The organism is Streptomyces sp. NPDC056161, from assembly GCF_042268025.1.
GTDB lineage: Bacteria > Actinomycetota > Actinomycetes > Streptomycetales > Streptomycetaceae > Streptomyces.
The window spans coordinates 1-14844 of sequence record NZ_JBHJUV010000028.1; the positions used below are offsets into that span (position 1 = coordinate 1).

13 protein-coding genes and 1 pseudogene are annotated in these 14844 nt (G+C 72.5%); 6 read left to right on the plus strand and 8 right to left on the minus strand.

From position 1 onward, the window contains the following. Positions 1-99: 99 nt before the first annotated feature. From ACFC09_RS25045 to ACFC09_RS25055, 3 genes are all read left to right on the plus strand, one after another. Positions 100-546, plus strand: a complete 447-nt coding sequence (locus tag ACFC09_RS25045; RefSeq protein WP_376532151.1) for a MarR family winged helix-turn-helix transcriptional regulator — start codon at positions 100-102, stop codon at positions 544-546. Positions 547-703: 157 nt separating this feature from the next. Next, on the plus strand, positions 704-2425 hold the full coding sequence (locus tag ACFC09_RS25050) for an MFS transporter (RefSeq protein WP_376532153.1): 1722 nt from the start codon (positions 704-706) through the stop codon (positions 2423-2425). A 197-nt stretch (positions 2426-2622) separates the two neighbouring features. Further along, on the plus strand, positions 2623-3168 hold the full coding sequence (locus tag ACFC09_RS25055) for a DUF2269 family protein (protein ID WP_376532155.1): 546 nt from the start codon (positions 2623-2625) through the stop codon (positions 3166-3168). Between the two features lie 64 nt (positions 3169-3232). Here the strand turns inward: ACFC09_RS25055 and ACFC09_RS25060 are convergent, their stop codons facing one another. The 3 genes from ACFC09_RS25060 to ACFC09_RS25070 form a co-directional block, all read right to left on the minus strand. After that, positions 3233-4204: a right-handed parallel beta-helix repeat-containing protein gene (locus ACFC09_RS25060; protein WP_376532157.1), complete on the minus strand. Its 972-nt coding sequence runs from the start codon at positions 4202-4204 to the stop codon at positions 3233-3235. Positions 4205-4446: 242 nt separating this feature from the next. Further along, entirely contained in the window at positions 4447-5598 is a 1152-nt protein-coding gene (locus ACFC09_RS25065; RefSeq protein ID WP_376532159.1) for a glutathione-independent formaldehyde dehydrogenase, read from the minus strand. 147 nt (positions 5599-5745) lie between these two features. Then, complete coding sequence (locus tag ACFC09_RS25070; RefSeq protein ID WP_376532161.1) at positions 5746-6015, minus strand: hypothetical protein; 270 nt, start codon at positions 6013-6015, stop codon at positions 5746-5748. Positions 6016-6327: 312 nt separating this feature from the next. On the opposite strand from ACFC09_RS25070, the pseudogene ACFC09_RS25075 reads away from it, so the two are divergent. After that, positions 6328-6465: pseudogene (locus ACFC09_RS25075) on the plus strand (FAD-dependent oxidoreductase); the annotation flags it as partial. 17 nt (positions 6466-6482) lie between these two features. Here ACFC09_RS25075 and ACFC09_RS25080 read toward each other — a convergent pair. Beyond that, entirely contained in the window at positions 6483-7721 is a 1239-nt protein-coding gene (locus ACFC09_RS25080) for an acyltransferase family protein (protein ID WP_376532163.1), read from the minus strand. 520 nt (positions 7722-8241) lie between these two features. On the opposite strand from ACFC09_RS25080, the gene ACFC09_RS25085 reads away from it, so the two are divergent. Both ACFC09_RS25085 and ACFC09_RS25090 read left to right on the plus strand, forming a co-directional pair. Then, complete coding sequence (locus ACFC09_RS25085) at positions 8242-8880, plus strand: HD domain-containing protein (protein WP_376532165.1); 639 nt, start codon at positions 8242-8244, stop codon at positions 8878-8880. Beyond that, positions 8868-9884 carry a GlxA family transcriptional regulator gene (locus ACFC09_RS25090; RefSeq protein ID WP_376532167.1) on the plus strand — a complete coding sequence of 339 codons (1017 nt, stop codon included), beginning with the start codon at positions 8868-8870 and terminating at the stop codon, positions 9882-9884. The genes ACFC09_RS25085 and ACFC09_RS25090 overlap by 13 nt, the downstream gene beginning before the upstream one ends. 223 nt (positions 9885-10107) lie before the next feature. Here the strand turns inward: ACFC09_RS25090 and ACFC09_RS25095 are convergent, their stop codons facing one another. From ACFC09_RS25095 to ACFC09_RS25110, 4 genes are read right to left on the minus strand one after another with little or no spacing between them, the layout of a single operon-like run. Then, complete coding sequence (locus tag ACFC09_RS25095; protein ID WP_376532169.1) at positions 10108-11139, minus strand: ABC transporter permease; 1032 nt, start codon at positions 11137-11139, stop codon at positions 10108-10110. Then, positions 11136-12098 (minus strand): ABC transporter permease, encoded by a 963-nt coding sequence (locus ACFC09_RS25100; RefSeq protein WP_376532171.1) that lies wholly within the window; start codon positions 12096-12098, stop codon positions 11136-11138. Before ACFC09_RS25100 ends, ACFC09_RS25095 begins: the two co-directional genes overlap by 4 nt. Then, entirely contained in the window at positions 12091-13608 is a 1518-nt protein-coding gene (locus ACFC09_RS25105; protein WP_376532173.1) for a sugar ABC transporter ATP-binding protein, read from the minus strand. The genes ACFC09_RS25100 and ACFC09_RS25105 overlap by 8 nt, the downstream gene beginning before the upstream one ends. 1 nt (position 13609) lies before the next feature. Continuing rightward, positions 13610-14707 carry an ABC transporter substrate-binding protein gene (locus tag ACFC09_RS25110; protein ID WP_376532175.1) on the minus strand — a complete coding sequence of 366 codons (1098 nt, stop codon included), beginning with the start codon at positions 14705-14707 and terminating at the stop codon, positions 13610-13612. Positions 14708-14844 lie beyond the last annotated feature (137 nt).

Genomic DNA, 14844 nt, shown 5'->3' on the forward strand with positions numbered 1-14844 from the left:
CTCTGGTGGCGTCCGCCGCGGCGGACGCCACCAGAGGGCGCCCGGCGTCTTGTTTCGCATTACATCTAAGTGCATAATGCGCTTATGTATAAGCAGGTTATGGATCCAGTCGACGAGGCGTCAGGGGAAGACCTGATCACCGCCGTCGAGCACCTGGTCCGCCACGTCCGCCGCAGCGCGACCGCCGGCGGACTGAGCACGACCGCCTCCGCCGTGCTGGCGCGCCTCGACCGTGAGGGCCCCCAGCGGCTGACGGAACTGGCCAGGGCCGAGGCGGCCTCCCAGCCGAACATGACCCAGTTGGTCACCCGGCTGGAGCGGGCGGGCCTGGTCAGCCGCGCCGCCGACCACAGCGACGGCCGAGGCGTGCTGGTGGCGATCACCCCGACCGGCCTGGAGGTCTGCCGGCAGCGGCGCGCGGAGCGTGCGCGGGCGCTCCAGGAGCTGATCGCGCGCTTGACCGGGCCGGAGCAGCGCGCGGTCGGCGTCGCGCTGCCCGCTCTCGCCCGGGTCATCGAACTCCAGGACCGCCGGGCCCGGTCCTGACCCCGGCTGTGCGCGCCTGCTCCGCGCACCCGTGCCCCCGCACCGGCTCGCCCGAGCCGGCCTTCCTGGACCAGTTCGCCCGCACCTGTACACCCGCACCTGCACTCCCGCATCCGTACTCCCGCATCCGTCACCGTCCCCCGGAAGAGAAGCGCCCATGAGTGCATCCGAAGGCAAGGCCGTCAGCCCCTTCAAGCAGCCCAAGGCCGTCTGGGCCGTCGCGTTCGCCTGCGTGATCTCGTTCATGGGCATCGGACTGGTGGATCCGATCCTGCCCGCCCTCGCCACGAGCCTGCACGCCTCGCCGAGCCAGGTCTCCCTGTTGTTCAGCAGCTACCTCATCGTGACCGCGGTGGCGATGCTCGTCGTCGGCTGGTTCTCCAGCCGCTTCGGCGCCAAACGCACCCTCGTCGTGGGCCTGGCGATCATCGTCGTCTTCGCCGCGCTCGCCGGCACGTCCGGCTCCATCAACGGCATCGTCGGCTTCCGGGCCGGCTGGGGCCTGGGCAACGCCCTGTTCATAGCCACCTCGCTGGCCGTGATCGTCGCATCGGCCAGCGGAGGTTTCGGCGGCGCGATCATCCTGTACGAGACCGCGCTCGGCCTCGGCATCGCCGTCGGCCCCTTGCTGGGCGGGGAGTTGGGCGCGATCAGCTGGCGCGGCCCGTTCTTCGGCGTCGCGGCGCTCATGGCCGTCGCCCTGATCGCCACGCTGGCCTTCGTGCCCGCCCTGCCCAAGCCGGAACGCCGCAGCTCGCCGCTCGACCCGATCAGAGCGCTGCGCCACCGCGGCCTGCTGACCATGGGCATCATGGCGCTGCTGTACAACTGGGGCTTCTTCACCATGCTCGGGTACGCGCCGTACCCGATGGAGCTGAGCCCCCATCAACTCGGCCTGGTCTTCACCGGCTGGGGCCTGCTGGTGGCCGGCTTCAGCGTCTTCTTCGCCCCGCGTCTGCAAGCCCGCTACGGCACCGCCCCCGTCCTCTACGCGAACCTGGTCGGCCTCGGCACCGTGATGGCCGTCATCGCCGCCGGAGTCGACGACCCGACCGTCGTGATCGTCGCGGTGATCGTGAGCGGTGCCTTCATCGGCATCAACAACACGCTCACCACCCAGGCCGTCATGCTCGTCTCCCCGGTGGAGCGCCCGGTCGCCTCCTCCGCGTACGGCTTCGTCCGGTTCATCGGCGGTGGCCTCGCCCCCTACGTCGCGGGCAAGCTCGCCGACGCCACCGACCTCAGCGTCCCCTTCTACCTCGGCGCCGCCACCTTCCTGCTCGCCATTCCGGTGCTGGCCAGCGGCCACCGCCTGCTGCGGGCCGCCGAGACGGGCAGCGGCGAGGGCGAGCCGGTGAGCCCGGTCCTCACGCCCGTCTCGGACGCGCGGACCGGCGGTGACCGGCCGGTGATCGTCGCCGTCGGCGCCCACGACGGGGCGGCCGCCACCGTCGACACCGCGGCCCGGCTGGCCCGGGAGGCCGGCAGCCCGCTGGAGGTCGTCCACGTGCAGCAGACCGCCGTCGTCGAGGAACAGGCCGCCGACACCGAGACCGCCGACCAGGCGCGCGCCGCGGTCGCCGCCCACCTCGACCGCCTCGCCGCGCTCGGCGTCCCCGCGACGGGCCAGATCCTCGGCAGCGTCGGCGACCACGCCGCGGCCGGCCGCGCCCTCGCCCGGCACGCCGCCGAAGTGGGGGCCCGCGCCATAGCGGTCGGCCGTTCGCCGCGCGGGCCGCTCGCCCAGTTCGCCGACGGCAGCCTGACCACCGCGCTCACCGAGGCCGCCGACTGCACGGTCGTCCTCGTCGCCCCCGACGCGGAACCGCGGCCCCTGACCTCGGCCGCACTGCTGGAACTGCGCACCGAGGCAGGCTGATCCACACCGCGCGCACCCCGGCCGCCGCCGACGGCCGCGTCCGCACCGGGGTACGTCCCGGCGGTCGGGACGTCGGGGCGGCCTTCGATCGGGGCCGACGCGCGTCGCGCCGGGCAGGGACGTACGCCCGGGAAGGTACGCGAGGTTACTCCCGTGGGCAGACGCCGCGGCGGCCCGCGCCCGGCACGGTGATGTCCATGAAACTGAGCCGCCGGGCCCGCCGGGCCCTCCTCGTCGTCCACGTCGTCGTCTCCGCGGGCTGGCTCGGCCTCACGCTCGGGCTGCTCGCGCTGGGGATCACCGCGGCGAGAACGGGACAGTACGCGACCGTGGCGGCCTCGGTCCGTTCGATGCGACTCTTCGCCGACTGGCTGCTGCTTCCCGTGGCGTTCGGCACGCTCCTGAGCGGTCTGGCGCTGTCCCTGGGCACGTCGTGGGGGCTGGCGCGGTACCGCTGGGTCTGGACGAAGTTCTGGCTGACCCTCGCCACGACCGCCGCGACGGCCTTCGTCCTGCGCCCCGGGGTGAACTCGGCGGTCACGGCCGTCGCCGACGGCGGACCGCTGCCCGGCGCCGGTGACGTCCTGTTCGGCCCTTGCGTGTCGCTGTCGGCCTATGTCTTCATGACGGTGATCTCGGTGCTCAAGCCGTGGGGCCCGACCCGGCGCGGGCGGCGGCTGCGGAGGGCCGCCCGCGCGGCCGGAGCGGCCCGGCGCGCCGACTCGCCGGGCGTCCGGGTCTGAGCCCAGGACGCACGGCTGCCGGGCCGCGGGCCGCGGGCCGTGCGGCGGCCCTGGGGCCAGGAGGTCAGGGGGTCACCGTGATGTTGGTCAGCCCCGCGCCGCCCGTCACCGTGTTGCTGCTGTGGACCGTGGTCGGGCAGCCGGACGACAGATTGGTGACGTCGATGGCCAGCCGGTTGGCGCCGCTCGCCCCGGTGAGGGTCGACCTGTTGTTCCGGAACACCGTGCCGCAGCCCCAACCGGACTGCTGGGTGTGGGTCTGGTAGCCGTCGTTCGTGGTGTTCTTGCCGGTGTTGTCCGCCACGAGGACGTCGTTGCCCTTCACGTCGACCCATGAGTCGTCGTAGTTGGCGCCGGTCAGGCCGCTGCCGTCGAAGGTGTTGCCGACGATCCGGGCCCCGGTCGTGCCCTCCTTGATGTCGATGTTCTCGCCGCCGACGCCGGGTCCGATGGTGTTGTCCAGGATCTGGATGCGGTCGCTCTTGTCGGAGAGGGTGTTCGCGGTGCCGACGTAGACGCCCTCGCCCATGCCGCGGCCGTCCTTCCCGGTGTCGTAGACGCGCGAGTTCCTGATCACGCCGTCCGTGCTCGACGTGCGGAAGTGGACTCCCTCCATGTCGAGGTCGTGCACGGTCACGCCGTCCACGACAACGCCCCGCGCGGAGTCGATCACGATGCCCTTCTGGCCGCCGGTCACGGTCACGCCGCTGACGGTCCAGTACGAGGCGCCGTTCAGATGCAGGCCGTAGCCGCCGCCCGCGGTCAGGACGGCCTTCGCCGAGCCGGTCAGGGTGATGCGGGAGCCGGCGGACGCCGCCGTGGCCGCCTTGAAGTTGCCGGTGTAGGTGCCGTCGGCGAGGTGGATGGTGTCGCCGGGTGCGACGGTGGTCAGGGCCGACTTGAGCTGGGCCGCCGTGGCGACCTCGATGGTCGACGCGACGGCGGCGGATGCCGCGGTGGCCGCGGGGACCAGGGCGCCGGTGACGGCGGCGACGGTGAGCAGGGAGGCGAGCAGCGTGCGGGAGCGCGTGCGCATGTGGGGGTACCTTCCTCTGTCCCTGGTGATCGGTCCGGACGGCTGCCCTCGACGAGGACGCTCGACCGGTGTTCTCATGCGTGAATTGCGAGCGCGCATATGAACGCGAGTCAGGGCAGAAGGTAGGGAAGAGTCGTGCGCACGTCAAGAAGAGGGTCGATGTGCACATCCGGCGGCAGTCGGCGACATCCGGCGGTGCCCGGCCCAGGCCGGGCCGGGCACCGCCGGGTGACCGCGCGTGCCTACGCCGCGAGCACGTGTCCTGGATGCAGGACGACCTTGGTGTACCCCTCGATCCGCTGGTCGAACTTCTCGTACGCCTGCGGCGCCTGGTCCAGGGGCAGCTCGTGCGAGACCACGAAGCTGGGCCTTGCCCGCCCCGAGATGATCAGGTCACGCAACTGCCTGTTGTACTGCTTGACGTTGCACTGGCCCGTGCCCATCTGCTGGCCCTTCTCGAACATCTTGCCGATGGAGACCAGCAGTTGGCCGTGTTTGGCGTGCTCGTCGGGCCCGCCCGGGTCGGACGGCACGTACAGGCCGGGTATGCCGAGCAGGCCGGTCGGCCGGACCGTCTCGACGAGCGTGTTGAGGACGACGGCGGGTTCCTCGTGGCTCGCGTCGTGCGACTGGGCCTGGTAGCCGACCGCGTCCACGCCCTTGTCGGTGCCCTCGCCGTGCGTCTGCTCCTTGATCTGCTCCGTCGGATCGCCCTTGGTGAAGTCGACGGGAATGGCCCCGATCTCCGCCGCCTTGGCGAGCCGCTCGGGCACCCGGTCCACACAGAACACCTTCGACGCGCCGCGCAGCAGCGCGGAGTAGGCGGCCATCAGACCCACGGGACCGGCGCCGAAGACCGCGACGCTCTCACCGGGGGACACCTTGGCGAGTTCGCAGCCGTGATATCCGGTCGGGAAGATGTCGGCGAGCAGCACGAAGTCCGTCTCGAACTCGTCGCCCGGCGGCAGCTTCAGGCAGTTGAAGTCGGCGAACGGCACCCGCAGCAGCTCCGCCTGGCCGCCCTCGTACGGGCCCATCGCCACATAACCGTACGCCCCGCCGGCGAAGCCCGGATTGACCGTCAGACAGAACCCGGTCTTCCCGGCGAGGCAGTTCTTGCAGAACCCGCACGCGACGTTGAACGGCATCACGACGCGGTCCCCGGCGGACAGGGAGGTCACGCCGCTGCCGGTCTCCTCGATGATGCCGAGGTTCTCGTGCCCGAAGACGATGCCGGCCTCGGCCGCCGTGCGGCCCTCGTACATGTGCAGGTCGGACCCGCAGATCGCGGTCGACGTCACCCGTACCAGCACGTCGTTGGGATGCTGGATGTGCGGGTCGTCGACATCTCTCACCGTCACGCTGAAGGGCTTCTCGTAAACGACGGCTTTCACCTGTACCACCTCCGCGTCGAACGCCGGGTGCCGGCGGCGGACCGCCGCAACCGCTCAGACGCGCAATGCGACCCGGCCCGTCGGCTCGTTTCGCAGCCCCAGGCGTTCTGGCTTCGCCACTCGATACTTCCAGGGAACGCCCGTACGTCACCGCCTGCAACCCGCGTCCCGTGGGCCCCCACTCCGTCCCGCACGCCGGCCCGGTTCCGTCGCCGCAGCCGCGGACATCGGCACCGCCAGGAAGATGAGGTCGGTCTCGGCCCGCCGCCGCTGCCCGGCTATCCGACCGTCCGCCTGTGCGCGGGTGACCGCTCCCGCCACGGAGATCATCCGCTCGCGCGGGTCCACATCCACGGCCCGCATCCCCCGCGCGGTCAGCTCCGGCACCGCCCGCCCGCCGCCGCGGCCCACGTCCACGAGCGCTCCGCCTGGCCCGACACCGAGCAAGTCGCAGGAGAGCGGGCGCAGTTCACCGGCGCCGGGCTGCGGTCGGCGGCGCCGAGCCGGGCGGGGAGACCGCGCGCGGCGCGCCTGCCCGCGGGAAGCCAGTATCCGGCGCGCCCGCCCGACGGACGTCGACCTGTGGGACGCCCGGCCCCGGGACCTCCGGGGACTCCGGAACCGTCGGGGACTCCGAGAACTCCAGGGGAATCGGGACCTCCGGGACCCTCGCCCCCTGACCGGAGACCTCCTCGACGGCAGACCGCCCGCGCCGGTACACCTGGACCCATGCGAACCCACGGCGGTGCGGACCTGGCCCGCGTCCTGATCATCGGTGGCGGCGTCGCCGGGACGGCGGCCGCGCTCGCCCTGCACAAAGCGGGTCACGACGTCACCGTGTACGAGGCGCACCCCGACACGGCCGAGGACATCGGGGCCCGGTGTCAGTCGGGTGTCCGGGCGGGCCCGGACGCGGGCCCGACCCGGGCCGCCTGCGACTCGGGCGGCTGGGGCGCGGCCGGCTGCGGCATCGGGGGCTGCGGTACGGGCGGCTGCCGCGCGGTGCGCAGGCCGCCGAGCAGCAACCGCCGCGCCGGCCGCTCCACCTTCTCGTACAGGACCCAGGACAGGCCGAGGGACAGCGCGAACGCGGCGGCGGTCACGGCCAGACCCGTCGCCACACCGAACCGCGGGGAGAGCCCGAGCACATTGGTCCCGGCCCGCAGCACCAGCAGATGCACCATGTAGAAGGCGAACGACAGTTCCCCCAGCCGCACCAGCCGGCGGTGCCGCCACAGTGAGGGCAGCCCCCGCAGGTCCGCGACCGCCGCCGCCGGGATGAGCAGGGCGAAGCCCACGATGGTGCAGGCGGTGGACGTGTAGCCGGGGTCGACCTGCGGCACGAGGAAGTAGCCGACGACGGCCAGGGCGAGGGACGCCTCCAGACCCGGGCCGCGCCAGCGGTCGAGGAGGACCAGCCGGGCGGCGGCGGCGCCGAGGACGAACTCCGGCAGCCGGGCGGCGGGGTTGGCGCTGATCGGCTCCGCCGTCCAGTGATGCGTCTCGGCCCAGGCCAGTACCAGCACGGCCAGCACCGAGGCCCCGGCCAGCGCCGTCGTCCCGCGGGCGCCGAGGCGGCGCAGCACCAGGGCGAGCAGCGGGAAGGCCGCGTAGAAGAAGGCTTCACAGGCGAGTGACCAGCTGACCGGGTTCAGCGTCTGCCACCAGGGACGCCACCAGGAATGCACCAGCAGGGCGTTGGCCGCCGCCTGGGACGGCTCCGGCTTCGTCTGGTAGGCGAGGGTGTACGCCATGAGCAGCGCGAGGGCCGCCGTGACCAGGTGCACCGGATAGATCCGGGCGATGCGCCGCCGCCAGAAGGCGACGGCGCGGTCCTTGGGCCGCGCGGACCACGTCAGCACGAACCCGGACAACACGAAGAAGAACGAGACGCCGCTGGCCCCCGGCCCGAACGCCCAGGTCACATAGCGGTCGCCGGTGCCCCCGAAGTAATGGAAGTTGCGTACGTGCAGTCCGAAGACCAACAGCGCCGCCACCCAGCGCAGTCCGGTGAGGGACGGCAGCGAGGGCGCGGACGCGGTGGCCGGCGGTCTGGCGGCGGGGGAGGAGGCGGTGACGGGCGGCGTCCCGGTGGTGCGGGTCGTCCTGGTCGCCGTCGTCATCGGATCACCTTCCGGGGGGAGTGGGGGGAGGGCATGGAAGGGAGCGTTGCCCGTTCGCCACTTTTCATGCGGCTTGTTCAGGAAACATCACACCCCTGCGCCCGTGGAGCGGTGGCGGCGCGTCTCGGCGGGCGGGCCAGGACCCCCGTATGGCGGACCCTCCTGACCGGGGACGGCCCGCCCGGGGGCGTGCCGGGACACCAGGTGGCCGCGCGGGGACACCACGCGGGAGCGCAGGACACGGCGGGGGTGCGTCAGGACACGGCGGGGGCGTGCCGCGGCACGCCTCGGTCGCGCCGGGGCGCGACGTGAGGCTGTCGGGACTCGACGGGAACCGAGCGGACACGCGGGACGTGACCGTTGTCGGCCGGGCGCCGTCGGGGGACCGGCGGCACCACGGCCGGCCATGGCGGGATCTGTGGGATACGTGTCGATATCGCCCTGGCAGCGGCCCGCTCCCGGCGGTGATCCTGGAACCAGCCGCGCGGCCCCGGTCCGATCCCGCCCAAGGAGACACATCATGAGCAGCGCAGATCTCGACGTGAAGGTCCCCGACACGGCCCTCGCCCGCGAGGCCACCCAGCTCGTCCGGGACACCACCAGCGACCTCATCTACCACCACTCGCGTCGCGTGTACTACTGGGGCAGCCTCCAGGGACACAACCGCGACCTGAGCTTCGACCCGGAACTCCTCTACATCGGCGCGATGTTCCACGACGTCGGACTCAACAAGGAGTTCCACCACAGCGGTCACCGCTTCGAGGTGGACAGCGCCGACGAGGCCAAGCGGTTCCTGCTGGCCCACGACCTGCCCACGGACAGCGTGCGCCGGGTGTGGACCGCGATCGCCCTGCACACCACGCCCGGCATCCCGGAGTTCATGGAACCGGAGGTCGCCCTGGTCACCGCCGGCGTCGAATACGACGTCCTCGGCATCGGCTACGACGACGTGTCCGAGACCGACCGGGCCGCGATCGTCGCCATGCACCCGCGCCCCGACTTCAAGCGGCGGATCCTCGCCGCCTTCACCGAGGGCATCCGTCCCAAGCCTGGCACGACCTTCGGCAACGTCAAGGCCGACGTCCTCGAACGCTACGTACCCGGATTCGAACGCGGCAACTTCGTGGACACCATCCTGGAATCGGCGTGGAAGGAGTGACATCCCGGCCCGCCGCCGGCCGCCGGACCGTCGCCGTCGTCGCCTTCGACGAGGTGCAACTGCTCGACGTCTGCGGCCCGGTGGAGGTGCTGACCACGGCCAACTCCTACGGCGCCGACTACGACGTGCGGGTGGTCTCTCCGTCGGGGGACGACGTGCGCACCTCCTGCGGCGTACGCCTCGGCATCGACGGCGGGCCCGGCAGCCTGCCGCCGTCCCTGGACACCGTGATCGTCGCCGGCCGCCGGGACTGGCGGCGGGCCGTCGCCGACACCGGACTGGTCGCCCTCGTGGCACAGTTGTCCGCGCGCTCCGGGCGTACCGCCTCGGTGTGCGCGGGAGCCTTCGTGCTCGCCGCCGCCGGACTGCTCGACGGCCGCCGCGCCGCCACCCACTGGGAACTCGCCGCCGATCTGACGGCGGCGTTCCCGCGGGTGGTGGTGGAGGCCGACCCGCTGTTCGTGCGCGACGGGGACGTCGTGACGTCGGCAGGCGTCTCCGCGGGCGTAGATCTGGCGCTGTCCCTGGTCGAGGCGGACTGTGGGGCCGGCACGGCACGCGACGTCGCCCGGCGGCTGGTCGTCTTCATGGCCCGGCCCGGCGGCCAGTCGCAGTTCAGCGCACGCATGGTCGGCGACCACGCGGACAACACGGCGGTGCGCCGGGTGATGGACACGGTGGTGGCGGACCCGGCCGCCGCCCACGACCTGCCCACCCTGGCCGGCCGGGCCGGCCTGAGCCCCCGTCACCTGGGCCGGGTCTTCCGCGCGGCCACCGGCCTGACCCCGGGCCAGTACGTCGAGGCCGTCCGCGCCGAGGCCGCCCAGGCGCTGCTGGCGGACGGTGAGCGCAGCGTCGAGGAGATCGCGCACCTGGCCGGCTTCGGCTCCGCCGAGACCCTGCGCCGGGTCTTCCAGCAGCGGCTGGGCGTCGCGCCCACGGCCTACCGCGCCCGGTTCCGGACCACCGCAGTGGGCTCGCCCACCACGGTGGCGGGCCGGTGATCCGTCCGTGCCCGCGCGATGAGCGGCCCCGGGCACGGCACACGAGGGCGCCGGGCTCCCCTGCGGAGCCCGGCGCCCTGATACGCGGCTGATGCCCCGATACGCAGCCGATGCCCTGATGCGGAGTCGGCGCCCCGGTCGGTGCGCGCGGTCCGCCCCTCCGGCGCCCGCTCCGCGTCTTCCGACCGGCGCCGCACGGCGCTCGGCGGGCACCGCCCTCGGCTCACAGCATCCGGCGGCGGCGCCCCAGCCAGGTCTGGGCCACCACGACGACGGCCAGGAACGCACCGCTGACCACCTGCTGGTAGGCGGAGTCGAGGGAGCCGATCTGATTGATGACGTTCTGGATCACCTTCAGCAGCAGCACCCCGACCAGCGACCCGCTGACGAAGCCGAACCCGCCGGTGAGCAGCGTGCCGCCGATGACGACGGCCGAGATGGCCTCCAGCTCCATGCCCGAGCCGAGGATGGTCACGCCCGACACCAGCCAGGCCGCGTTCAGTGCCCCCGCGAGCCCGGCGCACAGGCCGGACAGCGTGTAGACGGCGATCTTCGTGCGGGCCACGGGCGCCCCCATCAGGGCCGCGGCGTCCTCGTTGCCGCCCACCGCGTACACGTACTGCCCGAACCTGGTGCGGCGCAGCACGACGGCGCCCAGGACGAAGAGCACCACCGTGATCCACACCGGCACCCCGACGCCGAGCAGCGAGCCCTGGCCGAGCGTCGCGAAGAAGGAGTCCTTGTCGACGAGATACGTGCGCGAGCCCTCGTCGGTGACCGCCAGCAGGATGCCGCGGGCACCCAGCATGGCGGCGAGCGTCACGATGAACGGAGCGAGGCCGGACCGCGCGATCAGCAACCCGTTGACCAGGCCGATCAGCCCGCACCCCGCGAGCGGCAGCAGCAGCGCGACGGCCGTGCCGTACTGGGACCCCCAGGCCGCCAGCACGCCGCCGAGGGCGAACAGCGAACCGACCGAGAGGTCGATCCCGCCGGTGACGATCACGAACGTCATGCCCAGCGCGACCACGGCGAGGAACGCCGAGGACAGCGCCATGTTCTCCAGATTGTCACCAGTCAGGAAGGTGTCGAAGCTCAGCGAGGCCGCGACCATGGCGAGCAGCAGGGTGACGAGCGCGCCGTGCTGCTGGGCGAGGGCGCTGAGCCGTTCGGCCCGGCCGGGGCCGCCCGGCTCGGCGGCGTCCCGGTGGACGGTGTCGGACGGCATGCCGGCCTCCGTGGTCCCGGTGGTCATCGCTTCCCCCGTTCACGTGCCGCGTAGACGGCGGCGACGATCACCACGGCCTGCGCGATCTGCGTCCACGACGGCGGCAGGTCGTGCTTGACCAGCGTGGTGGTCAGCAACTGGATCAGTACGGCTCCGGCGACCGTGCCGCCGATGCGCACCCGGCCCCCGGACAGCGGCGTGCCCCCGACGACCACCGCGGTGATCGCCGACAGCTCCATCAGGGTGCCCAGCGAGGTGGGGTCGCTGGCCGACAGCCGCGCCGTGGCGAGCACCCCCGCGACCGCGGCCAGGGCGCCCGAGCAGGCGTACACCACGATGAGCACCCGGCGGACCGGCAGCCCGGCCAGCCGGGCCGCAGGCCGGCTGTCACCGATGGCGAGCAGTTGCCGTCCGAACGTGCTGCGGCGCACCACGAAGGCGACCAGCAGGGCCAGGGCGGCGGCGATGAGCACGAGATGGGGCACGCCCAGCACATCGCCGGAGCCGAGCGCCGCCATCCCCGGGTCGCGCACGTCCTTGAGCTGGGGGAGCAGCACCAGCGCCAGGCCCCGCGCGGCCACCATCAGGGCGAGCGTGGCCACGATCGGCTGTACGCCCACGAACGCGACCAGCGCCCCGTTCGCCAGCCCCACCAGCACACCGCCCGCCACCGCGACCAGCGCGGCGAGCCACGGGCCGTAGCCGAGGTAGAGCGAGAGCACCGAGGTGGCCAGCGCCATCACCGAGCCCACCGACAGGTCGACGCCCTCGGTGCCGATCGCCAGCGCCATGCCCAGCGCGACGATCAGTACCGGGGCCACCTGGACGGCCTGGGTGCGGAAGTTCTCGGCGGAGGCGAAGTGCGGCGTGAAGACGAAGTTGAACAGCAGCAGCACCAGCACGCCCGCGTAGACGCCGTACTCCTGCGCCAGCCGCAGGAGGCGGGCGCGGTCGAGCGAGCCGCGGGCGACGGCGAGTTCAGTCATGGGTGCCTCCGTCGGGTGCGGCCGCGACGGCCCGCAGCAGCGCGTCCTCGGTGACGGCCCCACCGGTCAGCTCGTCCACCACCCGCCCGTCCTTGAGCACCACGACCCGGTCGCTGCCCTCGACCAGCTCCTCCGTGTCGGACGAGATCAGCAGCACGGCGAGGCCGTCCTCGGCGAGTTCGTCGATGAGAGCCTGCACCTCCGCCTTGGCGCCGACGTCGATCCCCCGGGTCGGCTCGTCGAGCAGCAGCACCTTCGGGTGTACGGCGAGCCAGCGGGCCAGGAGGACCTTCTGCTGGTTGCCTCCGGACAGCTCGCCCACCTTCTGGTGCGGGCCCGCCGACTTGATGCGCAGCCGTCGGACGAAGGTGTCGACGACCCGGTCGACGCGCGCGTCGTCCACCAGGCCGAACCGGGAGAGCGCGGGCAGCGCGGCGAGCGCGATGTTCTCCCGTACCGAAAGACCCGGGACGATCCCCTCGGCCTTGCGGTCCTCCGGCAGCAGACTGATGCCGGCCCGGATCGCGGCGGGCGGGGAACCGCCGCGCACCGGCGCGCCGCCGACCGAGACGCGGCCGGTGTCCGTCGGCAGCACCCCGGCGACCGCCCGCGCGGTCTCGCTGCGGCCCGAGCCGAGCAGCCCGCCGAGGCCGACGACCTCGCCCGGCCGGATCGACAGCGACACGTCGTGCAACTGGTGCCGGACGGTCAGGCCCTCGGCCCGCAGCACCGGCTCCGCCTCGGCGTGATGGGAGCCGGTGAACTTGGTCAGGCCCTCACCGCGCACCTCGCCGACCTCCCGGCCCAGCATCAGCGAGACCAGCCGCAGCCGGTCGAGTCCGGCGAGCGGACCGGTGTGCACCACCCGGCCGTCGCGCAGCACGGTGACCGCGTCACAGATCTCGTACAGCTCGTCCATGCGGTGGCTCACATAGACCACGGCGACCCCCCGGTCGCGCAGCATGCGGATCACCTCGAACAAGGTGCGCACCTCGCGTGGTTCGAGGGACGAGGTGGGCTCGTCCATCACCACCACGCGCGCGTCGACGGCGACGGCCCGTGCCAGGGCCACCATCTGCTGGGCGCCGACGCCGAGTTCGCGCAGCGGGCGGCGCACGTCCACCCGGATGCCCAGGGCGCGCAGCGCCTCGTCCGCCTCCCGGCGCATGCGCCGGAAGTCGATCAGGCCGAAGCTGCCGCGGGGTTCGCGGCCCAGGAACAGGTTGCGGGCCACACTCATCAGCGGGACCAGGTTGACCTCCTGGTAGATGGTGGAGATGCCCGCCTGCTGGGCTTCGAGCGGGGTGGTGAAGCGGACGGCGCCGCCGTCGTAGCGGATCTCGCCGGAGTCCGGCGGGTGGACGCCGGTGAGCACCTTGATCAGCGTCGACTTGCCGGCGCCGTTCTCCCCGACGAGGGCGTGCACCTCACCGGCGCGGGCGGTGAAGTCCACACCGTCGAGCGCCCGTACGCCGGGGAAGACCTTCGACACCCCGGAGACCGAAAGCACGTCAGTACGCCTTGCCGAGGTCGGAGCCGGCGTTGGCCGAGGTGTACGCGCTGTCCTCGATGACGATGTTCTGCGCCACGGCCTCGCCCTTGGTGAACGTGTCGAGGGTCTGGAAGGCGAGCGGTCCGAAGCGCGGGTTCGACTCGATGACCCCGTCGATCCAGCCGTCCACGATGCCCTGCACGGCGTTGCGGGTGCCGTCGATCGTCACGATCTTCACATCGCCGGGCTTCTTGCCGGCGCCCTTGAGGGCGTTGACCGCGCCCAGCCCCATCTCGTCGTTCTCGGCGTAGATGCCCTTGATCCCGGGCTTGGACTGGATCAGGTTCTCGGTGACCGACTGGCCCTTTTCGCGGGCGAACTCGCCGGTCTGCCGGAACACCACCTTCAGACCGGGCGCCTTCTCCTTGATCCGGTCCTCGAAGCCCTTGGTGCGTTCCGTCGTCACGTTGTTGCCGGCCGAGCCCAGCAGGACGGCGATCTCGCCCTTGCCGCCGGTCGCCTCGATCATCCGGTCGGCGGCCCGCTTGCCCTGTTCCACGAAGTCGGAGCCGATGAAGCTCACGTAGTCCTTGCACGCGGCGGCGTTGATCTTGCGGTCGACGGTGACGATCGGGATGTGCTTGGCCGCGGCGGCGCGCAGTACGGGCTCCCAGCCGTCCGAGTTGAGCGGTGCGATCACCAGCAGGTCGGCGCCCTTGGCGATGAGGTCCTGGACGTCGCTGATCTGCTTGGAGAACTGGGACTGGGCGTTGGCGGTCAGCAGCTTGACGCCGCGCTTGGCCGCCTCCGCCTTGATCGATGCGGTCTCCGCGATCCGGAAGGGGTTGGCCTCCTTCTCGGACTGGGAGAAGCCGACGGTGGCGGACTTGAGGTCGATCTTGCCGCCGCCGTACGCGTCGATGGCGCAGGTGGGCCCGGAGGCGCTGGGCGAGGCGACCACCTGGCCCGAGTCGGCCCCTCCGGTGGCGGCCTGGTCGGACGGGGCGGTGGAGTCCTCGGACTTGGCGCATCCGGTGATCAGGGCCAGGCCCGTGACGAGGCCGGTGGCGAGAAGGGTCCGTGCCGCAGCACGGGAACGGAGTGACGTGGGCTTCATGAGAGTCCCCAAACGGCGCGGCCCCGGCGCGGCGAGCGCTCACGGGGATGTCGGCTCTTGCGGTCAACACAGGCGTGCACGTCGTTCAGGGGAGGTTTTTACATCGTTGGAATGGCTGTGTAAACCCTTCCGTCCGA